Source organism: Rhodothermales bacterium (assembly GCA_039944855.1).
Taxonomy (GTDB): domain Bacteria; phylum Bacteroidota; class Rhodothermia; order Rhodothermales; family JANQRZ01; genus JBBSMX01.
Genome location: JBDUXZ010000020.1, coordinates 365,302 through 380,212, shown reverse-complemented (window position 1 = coordinate 380,212; position 14,911 = coordinate 365,302). Strand labels below are relative to the sequence as shown.

17 protein-coding genes are annotated in these 14,911 nt (G+C 71.8%); 5 read left to right on the top strand and 12 right to left on the bottom strand.

The features are described 5' to 3' along the window. Positions 1 to 59 precede the first annotated feature (59 nt). From ABJF88_10720 to ABJF88_10685, 8 genes are all read right to left on the bottom strand, one after another. Entirely contained in the window at positions 60 to 2,174 is a 2,115-nt protein-coding gene (locus tag ABJF88_10720) for an amino acid permease (protein MEP0547394.1), read from the bottom strand. A gap of 224 nt (positions 2,175 to 2,398) precedes the next feature. Beyond that, a complete protein-coding gene (locus tag ABJF88_10715; protein ID MEP0547393.1) occupies positions 2,399 to 2,656 on the bottom strand; it encodes an acyl-CoA-binding protein in 258 nt (85 codons plus the stop codon). Between the two features lie 38 nt (positions 2,657 to 2,694). Further along, a complete protein-coding gene (locus ABJF88_10710) occupies positions 2,695 to 2,955 on the bottom strand; it encodes a hypothetical protein (GenBank protein ID MEP0547392.1) in 261 nt (86 codons plus the stop codon). A gap of 26 nt (positions 2,956 to 2,981) precedes the next feature. Continuing rightward, positions 2,982 to 3,530 (bottom strand): hypothetical protein, encoded by a 549-nt coding sequence (locus tag ABJF88_10705; GenBank protein ID MEP0547391.1) that lies wholly within the window; start codon positions 3,528 to 3,530, stop codon positions 2,982 to 2,984. A 20-nt stretch (positions 3,531 to 3,550) separates the two neighbouring features. Continuing rightward, positions 3,551 to 3,958: a hypothetical protein gene (locus tag ABJF88_10700; protein MEP0547390.1), complete on the bottom strand. Its 408-nt coding sequence runs from the start codon at positions 3,956 to 3,958 to the stop codon at positions 3,551 to 3,553. Between the two features lie 88 nt (positions 3,959 to 4,046). Beyond that, positions 4,047 to 5,579, bottom strand: coding sequence for an FAD-binding protein (locus ABJF88_10695; GenBank protein ID MEP0547389.1), 1,533 nt, complete (start codon positions 5,577 to 5,579; stop codon positions 4,047 to 4,049). After that, entirely contained in the window at positions 5,569 to 5,964 is a 396-nt protein-coding gene (locus ABJF88_10690; protein MEP0547388.1) for a hypothetical protein, read from the bottom strand. Before ABJF88_10690 ends, ABJF88_10695 begins: the two co-directional genes overlap by 11 nt. Before the next feature lie 21 nt (positions 5,965 to 5,985). Continuing rightward, a complete protein-coding gene (locus tag ABJF88_10685) occupies positions 5,986 to 6,999 on the bottom strand; it encodes a hypothetical protein (GenBank protein MEP0547387.1) in 1,014 nt (337 codons plus the stop codon). A 364-nt stretch (positions 7,000 to 7,363) separates the two neighbouring features. Here ABJF88_10685 and ABJF88_10680 point away from each other — a divergent pair, with 364 nt between their 5' ends. Continuing rightward, entirely contained in the window at positions 7,364 to 7,573 is a 210-nt protein-coding gene (locus ABJF88_10680) for a cold shock domain-containing protein (protein MEP0547386.1), read from the top strand. Between the two features lie 74 nt (positions 7,574 to 7,647). Here the strand turns inward: ABJF88_10680 and dinB are convergent, their stop codons facing one another. From dinB to ABJF88_10660, 4 genes are all read right to left on the bottom strand, one after another. Next, positions 7,648 to 8,727 carry a DNA polymerase IV gene (gene dinB / locus ABJF88_10675; GenBank protein ID MEP0547385.1) on the bottom strand — a complete coding sequence of 360 codons (1,080 nt, stop codon included), beginning with the start codon at positions 8,725 to 8,727 and terminating at the stop codon, positions 7,648 to 7,650. Positions 8,728 to 8,783: 56 nt separating this feature from the next. Beyond that, positions 8,784 to 9,587, bottom strand: a complete 804-nt coding sequence (locus ABJF88_10670) for a DMT family transporter (GenBank protein ID MEP0547384.1) — start codon at positions 9,585 to 9,587, stop codon at positions 8,784 to 8,786. Positions 9,588 to 9,772: 185 nt separating this feature from the next. Beyond that, the gene (locus ABJF88_10665) at positions 9,773 to 10,357 is read right to left on the bottom strand and encodes an outer membrane beta-barrel protein (protein MEP0547383.1); all 585 of its coding nucleotides are present in this window, start codon (positions 10,355 to 10,357) and stop codon (positions 9,773 to 9,775) included. A 200-nt stretch (positions 10,358 to 10,557) separates the two neighbouring features. Continuing rightward, the gene (locus tag ABJF88_10660) at positions 10,558 to 11,400 is read right to left on the bottom strand and encodes a DUF6544 family protein (GenBank protein MEP0547382.1); all 843 of its coding nucleotides are present in this window, start codon (positions 11,398 to 11,400) and stop codon (positions 10,558 to 10,560) included. A gap of 160 nt (positions 11,401 to 11,560) precedes the next feature. On the opposite strand from ABJF88_10660, the gene ABJF88_10655 reads away from it, so the two are divergent. The 4 genes from ABJF88_10655 (at position 11,561) to ABJF88_10640 (ending at position 14,823) form a co-directional block, all read left to right on the top strand. Continuing rightward, complete coding sequence (locus ABJF88_10655) at positions 11,561 to 12,247, top strand: DNA alkylation repair protein (protein MEP0547381.1); 687 nt, start codon at positions 11,561 to 11,563, stop codon at positions 12,245 to 12,247. 5 nt (positions 12,248 to 12,252) lie between these two features. Continuing rightward, entirely contained in the window at positions 12,253 to 12,540 is a 288-nt protein-coding gene (locus ABJF88_10650) for a TfoX/Sxy family protein (GenBank protein MEP0547380.1), read from the top strand. A 63-nt stretch (positions 12,541 to 12,603) separates the two neighbouring features. Beyond that, the gene (locus ABJF88_10645) at positions 12,604 to 14,292 is read left to right on the top strand and encodes a TIGR00341 family protein (protein ID MEP0547379.1); all 1,689 of its coding nucleotides are present in this window, start codon (positions 12,604 to 12,606) and stop codon (positions 14,290 to 14,292) included. A gap of 9 nt (positions 14,293 to 14,301) precedes the next feature. Then, complete coding sequence (locus tag ABJF88_10640; protein ID MEP0547378.1) at positions 14,302 to 14,823, top strand: GreA/GreB family elongation factor; 522 nt, start codon at positions 14,302 to 14,304, stop codon at positions 14,821 to 14,823. Positions 14,824 to 14,911: the final 88 nt, after the last annotated feature.

Genomic DNA, 14,911 nt, shown 5'->3' with positions numbered 1-14,911 from the left:
TTCGGATGACGGAGATCGGATGGCGGGGAGAGGGAACGAAAGGTACGCCCGGGCCTGGCTCAGCCGTACGTCTCGTAGAGCCGGGCGATGCCCTCGGGATTCCCGATGAGCGTGATCTGATCGCCCTCTTCGAGCACGGTGCTGCCGCTCGGCACGAGGAGCCGGCCGCGCCGCCGGACGAGCGCGACGAGGTTGCCGGGCGGGAGCCGGAGCTCGCGCAGCGCCTTCCCGACGAAATCCGCGGCGGCCGTGCCGGGGTCGAGGTGGAGCGAGAGGTAGCGCTCGTGGTGGAGGAGCGCCTCCTTCAGCTCCTTCTCGTTCGTCGCCGCCTGCCACTCCTCCATGAAGTGCTCCTCGTCGAGCCGGCTCGCGAGGCCGGCGAGCATGCGGAGGTGCGTGCCGGGATGGCCGGCCGGGCTGACGAGGAAGAAGATGGCGTAGACCGCCTCCGACGCCGCGCGCGTGCCGTCCGCCTCCTCGGCGACCGTTTCGAGCCGGATGCCCGCGCGGCAGCGGACGAGCGCGAGCTCCGCCTGCGCGATGTCGGGCAGGCGGAGGTGCGGCAGCGCCGCGCCCGCCACGACGGGCGTCGCCCCGTAGCTCGACGCGTCGATGAACCCCTGCCGGAGCCGCTCGGCGGGCACACCGAGGCGGTCGGCGAGCACGGCCGCGCTCCGGTCGATGAGCGCTTCGTACGGCACCGATGCGTCGAGGTCGAGCACGGCGGCGCGGGTGACGAGGCTCTCGAACGGGGCCTCGTCGCGCATCCCCTTCTCTTTCAGGATCGTCCGCAGTTCGCTGTCGAGCCCCTCGTCGCGCCGCCGCCCGAGCCGCTCGAACAAGTGGTAAATCGCCCCCTCGCGCTCGACGTGGGCGCTGGCGTAGTAGAAGTACCACGCGATGCCGACGACGATCACGGCGAGCGTGAACCCGATCGAGAGCGCGCCCATCGTCGTGATGAGGACGGCGGCGGTGACGATGCCCGCGATCTGCATCCACGGGTAGAGCGGCGAGCGGTAGCCCGGCACGTACGACGGGATCCGGCTCTCGCGCATCACGATCACGCTGAGGTTGAGGAGGCCGAAGACGAGGAGGTTGAACGCGCTCGCGAGCTTGGCGACGCCCTCGGCCGAGAACGCCACGATGATGAGGACCATCAGCGCGGACGTGACGAGGATGGAGAGGACCGGCGTCCCCGTCTTCCCGATGTGTGCGAACCGCGGCGTCACGAGGTGGTCCCGCCCCATCGCGAGGGGGTAACGCGAGGCGGAGAGGATGCCCGCGTTCGCCGTGGAGGCGAACGCCGCGATCGCCGCAGCCACGATGAGGATGAGCCCGACCGGCTCCGGGAACCAGTCGAAGAACGCCTCGGCCGCCGTAGCCACCGGCGTGAGGTCCGCGCGGAGCTCGACCGGGTCGAGGACGGCGACCATGATGTAGACGCCGACGACGTAGAGCAGCGTCGCCGTCGCGAGCGAGAGGAACATCCCGAGCGGGATGTTGCGGTCGGGGTCCTGCACCTCCTCGGCCACGCTCGCCACCTTCGTCAGCCCGGCGTAGGAGACAAACACGAGGCCGATCGTCGCGACGAGGCTGCCGGTGCCGAACGGCAGGAACGGCTCGAACTGGAGGCGGTGCGTCGCTGCCACGTCGCCCGAAAAGATCTCCAAGAGCCCCTGCGCCACGAAGAAGGCCAGCACGCCGACGATCGTCACCACGAGGATGCGCTGGAGCCCGCTCGTCTCCTTCGCCCCGAAGATGTTCAGCACCGTGAAGGCCGCGGTCAGGGCGAGGGCGACCGGCTTGATGGGGAGGTCGAGGAAGAGGACGAGGTACGCTCCCATCCCGATCAGCGCGAAGGCGCTCTTGAAGATGAGCGCGAGCCACGTCCCCAGCCCGCCGACCGTGCCCGCGACCGGGCCGAGGCTGCGGTCGAGGAAGTAGTACGTCCCCCCCGCCTTCGGCATCGCCGTCGCGAGTTCGGCCTGGCTGAACATGGCCGGCAGCACGAGCACGCCGGCGAGGAAGTAGGCGAGGATGGCGGCCGGCCCCGCCTTTGCCGTGGCGAGGCCGGGGAGGAGGAAGAACCCCGAGCTGAACATCGCGCCCGTGCTGATGGCGTAGACGTCGAACAGCGTCAGTGTGCGCTGGAGCTTCTCGGAGGGCGGGGGCATACGGTGGGCGTTGGGCGAAGCCGAAGGAGACAGCGAGCGGTCGGCGTGGATGCGGCCCGCCTCAACGTCGGCCCTGGGCGGGCGAGGCGCTCACGTGCGGAGGCTCGGCGCAGCCGAGCCCGCGCCCCTCGGCGATGCCGAGGAGGAGACGTCCGTGCGTCCAGGCGGTGGGAGAGCGGCGGCAGCAGGGCGGCCCGAAGATAACCCCGCCGGCCCGGCATCGCTCAGCCGGTGAGCTCCTCCACGAGCACGACGTAGTCCCGCTTCGCCTCGTCGGGGTCGGTCCCTTCGAGCTCGGCCCAGGCGTCGTACTTGGCGCGGCCGGCGAAGTCGGTGAAGCCGGGGCGCTTGCCCTCCACATCGCCGGCCGTGGCCTGCTTGTAGAGGGCGTAGAGCCGGAGGAGCGTGGCGTTATCGGGCCGCTCGTCGAGGTTCTGCGCGGCGTCGGCGGCTTCGTCGAAGCGGGTCTGGAGGTCGTCCATCGGGCGAAGGGATTGGTGACGGGAGATCGTAAAGTAGGCTACGCCTCGTCGTCCTGCTCCTCCTCGCGCTCCTCCTCATTCGAGTACGCGCCGCGCACGTTGAACCCGATGAGCACCACTTGGAGCACGACGAGCGCCCACGCCGCGTCGTGCCAGCCCCACGCGATCCAGAGCGCGTTCGAGGCGAGGAACAGCCAGAAGCCAGCCTCGCGCCAGCCGGGCCGCTGCGTGCCGACGAGCCCCGTGGCAACGACGGTGACGGCCATCGCGGGCCACTGCAGGAGGTCGATCCAGTCCATCGAGAGAGGAGAAAAGAGGTGGCGCGCTAGCGGTACGTGATCGTGCCCGAGACGCTGGCGAGGATCTTGGCGGCGCGGACGAGCACGTCCCGCGTCGCCGGGCTCACCTCGTCCACCGTCGCCGTCAGCACGGCGCTGCCGACGTTCGTCGGGTCGAGCCGGGCGAGGGCACGGAGGCTGTCGACGTCGTTCTGCTCGAGGAGCCGGTCTTCGAGCTCGCGCCGGGCGAGGTCAGGGCCGCCGTATTCCAACTCGGCGAGGTCGTCGGGCACGGGCTCGCCCGTCTCGGGGTCGAGCGGCTGCACGAGGACGCGAAGTAGGAGATCGGGCTTGCCGGGGTCGACCGAGGCGCCGTCGGGGAGGATCAGCAGCGTCAGCCCGCCGGTCTCGTCGGGGACCGATTCCCAGTTGTTGCGGACGAACGCCGCGAGAGCGTCGGCGTAGAGCTTGTTCGCGGCGAAGTCGCTCGTCAGCACGATCGTGTCGAAGGTGGCGGGCGGCGGCGGGATCCGCGTCGGGCCGCACCCGGCGGCGAGCACGACGAGCAGGAGCGCGGGGCGGAGCGAGCGGGGCATGGCACCCTCGGGGGAGACGGTCAGCGGAAGGAGAGGCGGCCGGGCACGGTGGCGAGCGCGCGGGCGGCGGCGAGCAGGACGGCGTGCGCGTCCGAATCGGCGGGGTCCACGCTCACCACGATCCGCCCCTGCTCGGCAATCCCGCGCGGCGCGTTCGACTCGATGTTGACCTCGGCCTCGCCGTCCATCCCCCCGCGCCGCGCCACGAACCGGAGCACGTCGGAGTCATACTCCGTCACATCCCAGCCGGCTTCGGCGAAGGCGCCCCACGCGGAGGCGTAGAGCACGCGCGGCATCTCGTCGTCGGTGAGGATGAGCGTCGTGGCCTCGGGCGGGACGGCGGGTGGCGTGTTGGGGAGGGTGGTGCGGCAACCGGCCCACAGCATCGCGGCGAGCGCGAGCGCGAGGCAGAGCGGGAGACGGGACATAACGGAGGGGCAGAGATCGAGAGCGGATCCGTTGGACCCTGCGCCGTCGGATTTGTTCGCCGTGCGCCTCGCCTTCGTCCAGCGATCCTCACCCGTCGAGGCCGATCTGTTCGAGCATCTCGTTCGTGAACGCCGCCCGCAGTTCGGGCGTCGGGAGCAGCGTGTGGCGGGCGTCGCGCCACGCCTCGACGCGGGCCGCGCCGTAGCCGTCGGTGGCCGTCGCGTCGAGCGGGAGCAGCTTGCCCCAGTGGAACGTGACGGGGATGCCGAGATCGCGCAGCCGCTCCCACACCGCGTCGTAGAATTTCAACATCCGCTTCGAGTGCGGCCCGTCGATCTCGAGGACGGCGGTGTGCTCGGGGTGGCAGGTGAAGGCGAGTGGCGCGGGCGAGGCGCGGACGTAGCGGACGGCGAAGAGCGCGGGGACGGTGTGCGTCGCATTCAGTTCGAAGAGGGCGTCGAGCCCTTCGCGCACGCGGTCGAGCGGGAGCCCCATCGCCGTGCTCGCCACGCGGCCCCGCGTCGACGTATCCCAGAACATCTCGCCCCACGTCCCGCACACGCCCTCGACGTCGCCGTACTGCTGCGGGAGCAGGGCGTTGACGAGCGCGGGCGACAGCTCGGGGCTGACGTCGGTGAGCCGGGCGATCACGTCGGCGGCGCTGTCGCCGGGGCGCCACGCGCCGGCGCGGCTGCGGGGGACGCAGTCGGCGGGTCGCGCGGCCTCGCGGTACATCATCGTGAAGTACGGACCGTCGGCGCGGTCGTACGGGTTGTAGACGGCCTGGAAGAAGTATGGGCGGACGCTCGGATCACGGCCGAGGTGCTGGAGCCCGGAGAAGTCGAGGTGCTCAATGGCGGCCCACGTCGCGGGCGATTCCGGGTGTTGGCGGCGGTACTGCTGGAGGTAGAAGAGGTCGTCGACTTCGAGCACGACGCCGTGGAGGATCCCGAAGCTGCCGAAGCTCACGAGCGCCGCCTCGAAGAGCGCATCGTCGCGCACGACCTCGGCGCCGAGGAACTGCACGCTCGCATCACCGAGCACGGGGGCCGACGCCCGTTCGAGCCACACATCACGGTCCGGCGACGTGATGAGGTGCAGCGCGACGACGGAGTCCTGCATCCCGCCCACCCCGAGCGCCGAGCCGTGCGTGCCCGTCGAGAGCGCGCCGGCGATCGTCTGCCCGTTGCTCGCGCCCGACGTGCGGAGCGACTTGCCGCGCGCCCGCAGGTTCGTGTTCAGCTCGGCGACCGACACGCCGCACTGCGCGAAGACGAGGTGGTCCGCCGAGAGCCCGCAGTCCGGGTGGAGGTTCTGGTCGGCCAGCCTGAACTGGTAGTTCAGCGGGCGCGTGTTGACGAGGACGCCCTCGGTGAACGCGACGGGCGTGAACGACCACCCGCCGCCGAGCGCGCGCAGCCGCAGCCCCTCGGCGATCGCCTCGCCGATGAGCCCTTGCAACGCGACCGTCGTGGCGTTGTAGGCCGGGAACGAGGCCACGTTCGGCCGGGCGTTCCACACGTCCACGAGCCGGGCGACCTTCTGATTCACCGTCCGGTGGAAGTTCTCCCACTTCCGGTTTTTGACGGTGTGGATGATGGGGTCGAGATCAGGGGGCATCGGGCGACCTCTCGGGCAGATTATCGGGCGGCGTGTCGGACGGGATCGGGAATTCGCCCTCGGCGGGCGTCGGCCGCGCGCAGAGCCAATCGAGCCGGACCGGCGCGACGGCGCCGAGCGTGGCGACGGTGAGCAGGTCGAAGGCGAGGTTCGACGACGCCTTGACTTCGGTGAGCGGCTGGCCCTGGCAGTTCGAAGGGATCGGCACTTTTTCGGCGACGCCCCACAGGAACGACCACGCGATCGTGCCCTCGTAGTCGGTGGCGGGCGGAGTCGTCCCGCCGGGGTTCGTGCCGATGACCGAGACGCGGTGAGAGTAGCAACCGGCGAGCGTCGTGAGGACGAGAACGAAGAGGAGCGGGCGGAGTTGGCGGACGTGCGTCATGGCGATTCGGAGGTCGGTGAATCAACGGTCGGAGGCGTAAAACCACTGGACGGAGGCTCGGAAACCGAGCGTACGTGGTCCGTCGCGGGGGTCATCAAACGGGACCTGCGTCGTCAGCGCAGCCGTGACGCCGACGTTAGGGAGGACGCGGGCGCCGAGCGCGAGGCTGGGATGCAGGCTCTGGCTCGCCGTGTCGTAGACGACTTCGGCGATGAGGTCCAGCGCCGTCGTCTTCCGCAGCAGCGCCGCTCCGACGAGGGCGTATTCCGACCCGAAGGCATCGCGGAGGTGGACCGTCCCGAGCACGTCGAACCGGCGGTTGAGCGTGACCTGGGCGCCGAGCCAGAACGTGTGCCGGAGCGTGCCGAGGCTGTCGCGGCCCCAGACGCCGCCGCCCAGCCGGCCTGCCATCCCCCAACCGCCTGAGACCTGCGGATCGCCGCCGCCGCTCCGCGCCCGCATCGCGCGACGGGCGCGGGCGTACGCCACCGTGAGGTCGGAACCGTACCCGCCCACGTCTTCCTCCGCAGCGGGGACGTCGTGGCCAACGAGCGCCGCCACATCTTCCGGCAGCGACGAGTTCAGCGCGGGGTCGTGCGGGTCGTGGAACGTCGAGCGGACCGCAAGCCCGACGAGCGTCGCCGACGGATCGCCGCGCGCCTGCGCAGCGCCGAACGACACGACGGTTTTAGTGAATACTCGCAGCAGCCGGCCGCCGACGGAGCGGGAGCGATAGGATTCCATCGTACGGATCCCGCCGCCCGCGAGGAAATACGGCGCAACGCTGACCGCTACCCCCGCAGGCATCGTGTCATCCGCGAACGTCCCCGTCACCGTCGCCGAGAGCGGCTTCGGCGCGCTCCCGCGCAGCACGCGCGTCGGCGCGAGGTCGAGGGCGACGAACGCGGGCTCGGCCGGCACGTCGACGCCGAGGATGAAGCGGTACACGTTCCCCCGGTTCGTATCCTGCGCAGCGGCGCTCCCCGACCACGCACCGAGGAGGAGCCCGAACGAGATGACGTATTGAGTCCACATGCGACGGCGCTGGTTCGGTGGCGAAGTGGCTGGAATAATATAGGATGCCGCTCCACCATCTCCGCACGGCCCGGCCTCGGGCGAGAGCGGGCAGCCCGTCTCGCGCTTCCGCCGCGATATTCAAGAATATGGTGTGAACGCGGGACCTTATGCCGGATTTTTCGTAGCATGACCCATCGAGCAGATCGCACTCCTCGGAGTGGCAGCACCAGCGTTGCAAGGACCTGGATCATCGACCTGGGTCCTTTTTTTGTGCTCACGCCCATCGCGAGGGGCGCAGGACTCGCGTTTCAGACGGGCCGCCGGCGGATACGGATTCACCGAGCCGAGGCGCCCGGCACACAACAAGTTTAGGTACAGTAGTATGCGCACGACAGGAACAGTTAAGTGGTTCAACGACGCCAAAGGCTTCGGTTTCGTCACTCCCGAAGACGGCTCGAAGGACTGCTTCGTCCACCACTCCGAGATCAACGGCGAAGGCTTCAAGACCCTCCAAGAGGGCGAGCGCGTCGAGTTCGAGATCACGCAGGGCCAGAAGGGCCCGGCCGCCGAGAACGTTACCCGCCTCGGCTAAGCGAGTCTCCGCCTCCCCGTGAGGCACCGACTTCTGAGGGGCTGCTCCGGCAACGGGGCAGCCCTTTTTTGCGTCTATCCCCCGTTCGGAGAGTGAAGCGGGAGGGCGAGTTGGCGCGGGCTGTCGGCGGGCACGAGGCCCGACGCGGTGAGGCCGAGCAGCCGAATCGGCTCCGTCGGCGGTGCGGGGCGGTCGAGGAGCGCGGCGCCGAGCGCGAGCAGGTCGTGCTCGGCGTGGACGGGCGCGCTCAGCGTCGTGCTGCGCGACGAGTTGGCGAAGGCGGCGCTTTTGAGCTTGAGCGTGAGCGTCCGCCCTGCCACGCCGTGCCGGGCGAGCCGGCGGGCGAGCTCGGCGGCGAGCGGGCCGAGTTGGTGCAGCAGACCGTCCGCCCCGCGCACGTCGTAGGCGAACGTCCGCTCGACGCCGACCGACTTCCGCTCGCGGTCGGGGCGGACGGGCCGGTCGTCCTCGCACCGGGCGATGCGCGCAAGCCACCCTCCCACTTTGCCGAGGTGCGCTCGCAGTTCGTCCTCGCTCCGTGCCTGCACGTCCGCGCCCGTGCAGATGCCGAGGGCGCGGAGCCGCTTCGCCGTCGCCGGCCCGACGCCGTGGAAGTCCTCGACGGCGAGGGACGCGACGAGGGCCGGCGCCTCGTCGGGTGTGACGACGCGGAGGCCGTCGGGCTTGGCGAGGCCGCTCGCCGTCTTGGCGAAGAACTTCCCGAATGAAACGCCCGCGCTCGCGCTCAGCCCCGTCGCCGCGCGGATCTCTTCGCGGATGCGCGTGGCGAGGAGCGTGCCCGACGCCGGACCGAGCTTCGGCTCCGTCACGTCGAGGTACGCCTCGTCGAGTGAGAGCGGCTCCATGAGGTCGGTGTAGCGGTGGAAGACGGCGCGGACCTCGGCGCTGACGGCCTTGTACACGTCGAACCGGGGCGGGACGACGACGAGGTCCGGGCACCGCCGCCGCGCCCACATCATCGGCATCGCGCTGCGGATCCCGAACGGCCGCGCCTCATAGCTCGCCGCCGCGACGACGCCCCGCTCGCTCCGCCCGCCCACGACGACGGGCCGCCCGCGCAGCGCCGGGTCGTCGCGCTGCTCGACCGACGCATAAAAGGCGTCCATGTCGATGTGAAGGATTTTGCGGAGCACGGCAGGCGGGCGGATCGGGACGAAGCCGGAAACCTACGCCATCGAGACCGCGCCCGTCACCGCGCCCGCAGCACGAGCGCGATGCCGCCGAGCGTGAGGAGCGACGCGAGGGCGAGCCTCAGCGTGATCGCCTCGCCGACGAGCGCCACCCCGCCGAGCGCGGCGAGGATGGGCACGCTGAGTTGAACCGTCGCCGCGCTCGCCGCCCGCAGCGACGGCAGCACGGCGTACCACACGACGTAGCCGAGCCCCGACGTGAACGCGCCCGAGAGCACGGCATACGCAATGCCCAACCCGTCGAGCCGCACCGCCACTCCTGGCAGCGCGAAGAGGACGAAGCTGAGCCCGAGCGCTAGCGGCACCGCCCGAGCGAAGTTGCCCGCCGAGTCCGCCGCCGGGCTCCGCGAACCGCGCCCCCGCAGCGAATACGCGCCCCACCCCACGCCCGACGCCGCCATGAGCAGCGCCGCGCCGAGCGGCGGCGCTTCGAGTCCGGGCAACACGAGGTAGACGAGCCCGCCGAGCGCCGCCGCCACGCCCACCGTCTGCCGGCCGCCGAGCCGCTCGCCGTGCGCCAGCCCCCACCCGATCATCGTGAGCTGCACGGCCCCGAAGAGGAGCAGCGCGCCCGTCCCCGTCGTGAGCGAGAGGTACGCGAACGAGAACGCCGCCGCGTAGACGAAGAGCGCCGCCGCCGACGCCCAGCTTCCGCCCGCCACCCCTCGCCCGCGCAGGCGGACGACGAGCCACAGCGCGAGGGCGCCCGCCGCGAGCCGTACCGACGTAAACGTCGCCGCGTCCACGTCCGTCGTCTGCAACGCGAGCCGGCACAGCACCGAGTTCGCGGCGAAGGCCGCCATCGTCAGCGCCGTGAGGGCGTAGAGGACGGGACGGCGGAGCGGAACGGCAGCGGGCGGGTTCAACGGATTTCGGCGTGGGGAGCGCCAAGATAGACCGGCTCCCGCCACGCCAACGCCAGCTGCCCCTCCAGCTATGGAAGGAGGCGCGGGACCGAACCCGGACGGCTCTGCCCCGCGCCGCCCGTTCAGAACGTCCGCGCGAAGCCCACGTGGACCGTGACGTAGGTCAGGTCGAGGTTCGTCGTGATGTCGCCGACGTCGAGGTCACGCGAGAGCGAGCGATACCGGACGCCCGGCATCAGTTGCCACTTCGACCCGACGGGGACGACGAGCCCGGCGCCGACTTGCCAGCCCAGTCCGTGCCCGGTGTCGGCCGTGAGGTCGCCTTCGAACTCGATGTGGTCGTAGACGCCGCCGGCGCGGACGAAGTAGCCGAGGGGCGACGAGCCCAGCGGGTGCGCGAAGAGGAGGCCGAACGTGTAGCCGGTCTCCTCCGCGTCCATGTCCATCCCCGTGAAAAGACCATCGGCGCCGAAGTGGTGCCAGCCCCAGCCGCCGTAGGCCGAGAGGTGCGGCATGAAGCGGTACGCCACCGCCACGTCGAACCCGAAGCCGGTGCCGAGGTCGGCCGCGCCGAGGTCTTGCGTGGCGAACGCGGCGTCGCCGCCGATCTCGACGCTGAAGCGGTCGTGCGTCAGCACGCGGTCTTGGGCGAACGCCGAGGACGAGAGGACGAGGAGTGCGAGTGTGAATGCCAGTGCGTGTCGCATGGCGGTGCCTCCAGAATGCGTTGGTGGACGGAATCCGGTGCGGGCCGGCTGAGGCTCACGCACCACCTGAGCGTACGACCGCGCACGCGCCTCCGGTGCGAGGGGCGGATGGAGTGATCCCTCAGCCTTCGCTGGCACGGGGCGTAAGGCGCGCGCTCACGGTTCGCCCCACGCTCAGGCCTTCCCCTACAGGCTTCGCTTCAGGGAGCACCGAACCGAGCGCTTGCCACCGTGAACGTCGCGGCCGTGGCGGGGTCGAACCGGTCGGTGCCGAACCACCACCCGCCCCGGATGCGGGTCGGGATCGTGACGCCACCGAACGTCGCCTCGGCCTCCACGGCAAAGCCGTACGGGATCGGACGGAAGCCCGCGACGCCGACATCGCCCCACCGGTCCAGCGTGACTTCGCGGAGCGCGCCGTCCGGCCCGACGCGAATCGTCACACAGATGGGCACGCCGTCCACCGCGAGCGTGAATCGGGCGCGGTCCGCATCGACGGCCTCCCACAGCACGCCCGGCCCGACGAGCGCCGTCGGGCACCACACGGCTTCGCCGACGAGCCGCCCGCGCGCCGACCGCGCGAGGTCCTCGGGCGCGCCGGAGAACGGCAGCGGGACGAGGCCGAGGAGCGCGACGTGAACGCCGCCTTCGCCCTCGAAATAGTGATCGCGAACGCGGACCGGCACGCGGACCATCCGTGCCTCGGCCGTCCACACAAACCCGCGACGCGGCGCGAGCACTTCGACAGCGCGGAGTGCAACGCGGGCGGCGTCGGGCGTGGGCGTCATCGTGCCCGTCATCTCCAACCGGACGGCGGGCACGAGCGGCGTACCGGGCGCGATCGCGTGGCGGAGGTAGCGCTGCGCCGGCTCGGGCAGCCCGACGATAGTGTCCGACGAGAACACACCGGGAGCGGACGGCCCGGCGAGGAGATCGGCCTCGATGTGGGCAGCGCGTCGGTCGGAGCGGACGCGGCGCGTGCCGAGGCCGGCGACGCCGAGCGCGGCGGCAGCGGTGAGCGTCCAGAGCACGGGGTGGCGCATTGCGACGGGAGGGAGGAGAGCGGTGGATAGGGCAACCTCGGATTGACGGAGGCGGCGCGCTGCCGGGGCGGCGCTGCCCGTAGCTATGGCGCCGTCTCCGATGCCGATGCCGGGGCTCGCCTTACGCGTCGTATTTTCTGCCATGCCCCTCGCCCCCGCTATGACCACCGACGACGTACTCGCCGAACTCGAAGCGCTCGGGACCGAGCAGAACCGCAAGGTCTACCGCCGCCACGGCGTCGGTGGCGCGCAGTTCGGCGTCAGCTACGCCAACCTCCGCACGCTCGCCAAACGGATCGGCCGCGACCACGCGCTCGCCCGCTCGCTCTGGGCCTCGGGCAACCACGACGCCCGCGTCCTCGCCACCCGCGTCGCCCACCCCCCGCTCGCCGACGACGCCCTCCTCGACGCCTGGGCCGCCGACCTCGACAGCTACGTCCTCACCGATGCGTTCTCGGAGTTCGCCGCGCAGACGGGCTGGGCGCAGCGCAAGCGCGACGCGTGGATCGACAGCGACGGCGAGTGGACCGAGGCGGCGGGCTGGAACCTCCTCGCCCGCGACGCCCTCCGCGACGACGGCCGCCCGGACGCGTTCTTCGCGCCGTACCTCGCCCGGATCGAGCGGACGGTCCACGACCAGAAGAACCGCGTCCGCCACGCGATGAACAACGCGCTCATCGCCGTCGGCACGAGGAACGACGCGCTCGCGGCGCAAGCGACGGCCGCCGCCGAGCGGATCGGAACGGTGGAGGTGAACCACGGCGCGACGAACTGCACGACGCCGGATGCGGCGGCGTACATCGCGAAGACGCGTGCCCGGCAGCGCGCCCGCGCCGCGAAACGCTGACGCCTGTGGCGAAGCCCGCGACGACCTCCGACCTCGGCACACTCAAGAACCTCGGCCCGACGAGCGTCGGCTGGCTCTGCGCGTGTGGGATCACGTCGGCGGCCGAGCTGCGGCGCGTGGGCGCGGTGATGGCGTACCGGATCGTGCGGCACCGCTTCCCCGCGACGAACGCGCTCCTCCTCTTCGCCCTCCACGGCGCGTTGACGGACACGCACTGGAACGCCCTCCACCCGGCGACGAAGGCGCGGCTGCGCGCCGAGGCAGCGGGCGACCTCGTGGTCGGGGCGGGGTGAGCGGCGGAGAACTTCCCCTCTCGCCTCGCGTCAGTGGAGGCACCCTCCCGTCTCCCACGCCCTATGCCCGCATCGCCCGACCCCACCGTGGACCCTGCCGCCGTGGATTCCGCCGTTGAGGCAGAGGACGCCAACGAGGAGTCTGCCATCGAGGAGGCGGCGCGAGAGAAGTTCGGGCTGCGGCGCTGGGACCGGCCGGCGCTCTACGTCGAGACGGCGGAGGCGGCGACGGACACGGACCTCCCGTTCTGGATGGTGCTCATGCTCTCCGGCGCGATCGCGACACTCGGGCTCGCGCTCGACGCGACGGCCGTCGTGATCGGGGCGATGCTCGTGGCGCCGCTGATGGGGCCGCTCCTCGGGCTCAGCCTCGCCCTCGCCGTCGGCGACGGGCGGCTGGCGGTCCAGACAGGGCTGACGATCTTCCTCGGTGCGGTCGGCGTGATCGCGGTGGCGGCGCTCCTCACCGTCCTCCTCCCCTTTCAGGAGGTCACGCCCGAGATCGCCTCGCGGACGCGGCCGACGACGCTCGACCTCGGCATCGCCGTGTTCTCCGGGCTCGCGGGCGCCGTCGTGACCGTCTCGCGCGAGCGGCGGCTCTCGGCCTCGATCCCGGGCGTGGCGATCGCCGTGGCGCTGATCCCGCCGCTCGGCGTGGCGGGGTTCGGGATCGGGACGGGGTGGCAGTGGTCGCTCGTCCACGGGAGCCTCCTCCTCTTCGGCGCCAACCTCGGCGGCATCGTGCTCAGCGGGATGGCCGCGTTCCTCCTCGTGGGGATGCACCGCGACGACGTGCTCGACCGCGCGCGGCGGTGGCACCGCGAGGCCGACCTGCCGGGGCTCGCCGGGCGGATCAGCCGGATGCGGCTATTCTCCGGCCTTCGCGTGTTCGACTCGCCGTGGATGCGCGTCGCCCTCGTGTTCGCGTTCGTCGCCGCCGTCGCCTTCCCCCTCACCTCGTCGCTCACGCAGGTGCTCCGCGAGGCCCGCATCACCCGCGCCCTCGACGCCGCGGCCTCCGCCCTCCAGGCCGATGGCGACGCGGCGGTCCTCTCGCGCAGCGTGAGGATCGGCGAGACTACGTCGCGCGTGCAGTTCCGCATCGCCGCGTCGGAGTGGATCGGCGAGCGCGACCGCGTGCGGATCGAGCGCGACGCTTCGGCAGCGGCCGGCGAGCCGATCACGCTCGCGCTCGACCAGCTCATCGCCTCGAACGGCGACCTCCCGTCCCTCACCGACCCCGTCTCCTCTTCCGCGTCCTCGTCCATCGACCCCTCGCCGGCCGCCACGCTCGACCGGCTCGACCGGCAGGTGACGAACGCGCTCCGCAACCTCGCCCTCCCCGACGGCGTGGAGCCGCTCGGGGCCGAGGTCGTCGTGGGCAGTGGGCCGGCCCGCCTCCTCGTGACGTACGCCGCCGCGCGCCCGCTCTCCGCCGAGGCCGAGACCATGATCGCGCGGCAGGCCGCGGCAGCGCTCCGGCTCGACGCCGACGCCGTGGCGACCGAGGCCGTCGCCACCCGCCCGTATGCGCTCCCCGTGGACTCGGCGCGGACGGCCGCGTGGCGCGACCTCCTCGGCCGCTTCCCCCGGCTCCGCCTCGTCGTCACCGCCGACTCGGCGACGGCCGACAGCGTGCGCCGCGCGCTCCTCGCCGGCGGGACACCGGACGACCAGGTCATCGCCCGCGTGGGCGCCCCGCCCCGCATCCACCTCGTCCTCCCCGACGATCCGCCCGATGACGCGCCGTAGCGCACGCCCATGAGCCGAGCCTTTACGAAAGAAGAAGCCCCGAGCGATCCCGTCTTCGTCCCGCCACGCCCACCGCTGCCGCCGGGCGCGACGAACTACGTGACGCCGCGCGGCCTCGCCCTCCTCCGCGCCGAGCAGGCCGAGCTCGACGCGGAGCGCACGCGCCTCCACGAGCAGGGCGAGGGCGACGAGACGAAGCGGCAGCGCGCCGTCGTCGCTGGCCGCCTCGCCGACCTCGCGGCCCGCCTCGCGAGTGCCCGCGTCCTCGACCCGAGCACGCAGCCGCCCGACGAAGTCCGCTTCGGCGCGACGGTGGCGTTGCAGACGAGCGACGGTGAGGAACGTCGGTTCACGATCGTCGGCGTGGACGAGGCGGCGACGGCACCCGACCGCGTCGCCTTCTTCGCCCCGATCGCGCGAGCCGTCGTGGGCAAGCGCGTGGGCGATGTCGTCACGCTCCGCACGCCGCGCGGCGAGGAGTCGCTGACGGTCACCGCGATCACGTACGAAGCGGGCGACGAGCCGGGCTAGTTCGGGGAGTAGGCTCGACCGCCACCGGGGTCTAAAGCCCCCGGCTCATGGCTGAAGCCCCTCTGGGGCTTTCCCGCTGGGGTTTGGC

Bases quoted from the DNA above. Each gene is read 5' to 3' on its own strand.
- ABJF88_10720 (MEP0547394.1), bottom strand. From the start codon at position 2,174: ATGCCCCCGCCCTCCGAGAAGCTCCAGCGCACACTGACGCTGTTCGAC.
- ABJF88_10715 (MEP0547393.1), bottom strand. From the start codon at position 2,656: ATGGACGACCTCCAGACCCGCTTCGACGAAGCCGCCGACGCCGCGCAG.
- ABJF88_10710 (MEP0547392.1), bottom strand. From the start codon at position 2,955: ATGGACTGGATCGACCTCCTGCAGTGGCCCGCGATGGCCGTCACCGTC.
- ABJF88_10705 (MEP0547391.1), bottom strand. From the start codon at position 3,530: ATGCCCCGCTCGCTCCGCCCCGCGCTCCTGCTCGTCGTGCTCGCCGCC.
- ABJF88_10700 (MEP0547390.1), bottom strand. From the start codon at position 3,958: ATGTCCCGTCTCCCGCTCTGCCTCGCGCTCGCGCTCGCCGCGATGCTG.
- ABJF88_10695 (MEP0547389.1), bottom strand. From the start codon at position 5,579: ATGCCCCCTGATCTCGACCCCATCATCCACACCGTCAAAAACCGGAAG.
- ABJF88_10690 (MEP0547388.1), bottom strand. From the start codon at position 5,964: ATGACGCACGTCCGCCAACTCCGCCCGCTCCTCTTCGTTCTCGTCCTC.
- ABJF88_10685 (MEP0547387.1), bottom strand. From the start codon at position 6,999: ATGTGGACTCAATACGTCATCTCGTTCGGGCTCCTCCTCGGTGCGTGG.
- ABJF88_10680 (MEP0547386.1), top strand. From the start codon at position 7,364: ATGCGCACGACAGGAACAGTTAAGTGGTTCAACGACGCCAAAGGCTTC.
- ABJF88_10670 (MEP0547384.1), bottom strand. From the start codon at position 9,587: ATGGCGGCCTTCGCCGCGAACTCGGTGCTGTGCCGGCTCGCGTTGCAG.
- ABJF88_10665 (MEP0547383.1), bottom strand. From the start codon at position 10,357: ATGCGACACGCACTGGCATTCACACTCGCACTCCTCGTCCTCTCGTCC.
- ABJF88_10660 (MEP0547382.1), bottom strand. From the start codon at position 11,400: ATGCGCCACCCCGTGCTCTGGACGCTCACCGCTGCCGCCGCGCTCGGC.
- ABJF88_10655 (MEP0547381.1), top strand. From the start codon at position 11,561: ATGACCACCGACGACGTACTCGCCGAACTCGAAGCGCTCGGGACCGAG.
- ABJF88_10645 (MEP0547379.1), top strand. From the start codon at position 12,604: ATGCCCGCATCGCCCGACCCCACCGTGGACCCTGCCGCCGTGGATTCC.
- ABJF88_10640 (MEP0547378.1), top strand. From the start codon at position 14,302: ATGAGCCGAGCCTTTACGAAAGAAGAAGCCCCGAGCGATCCCGTCTTC.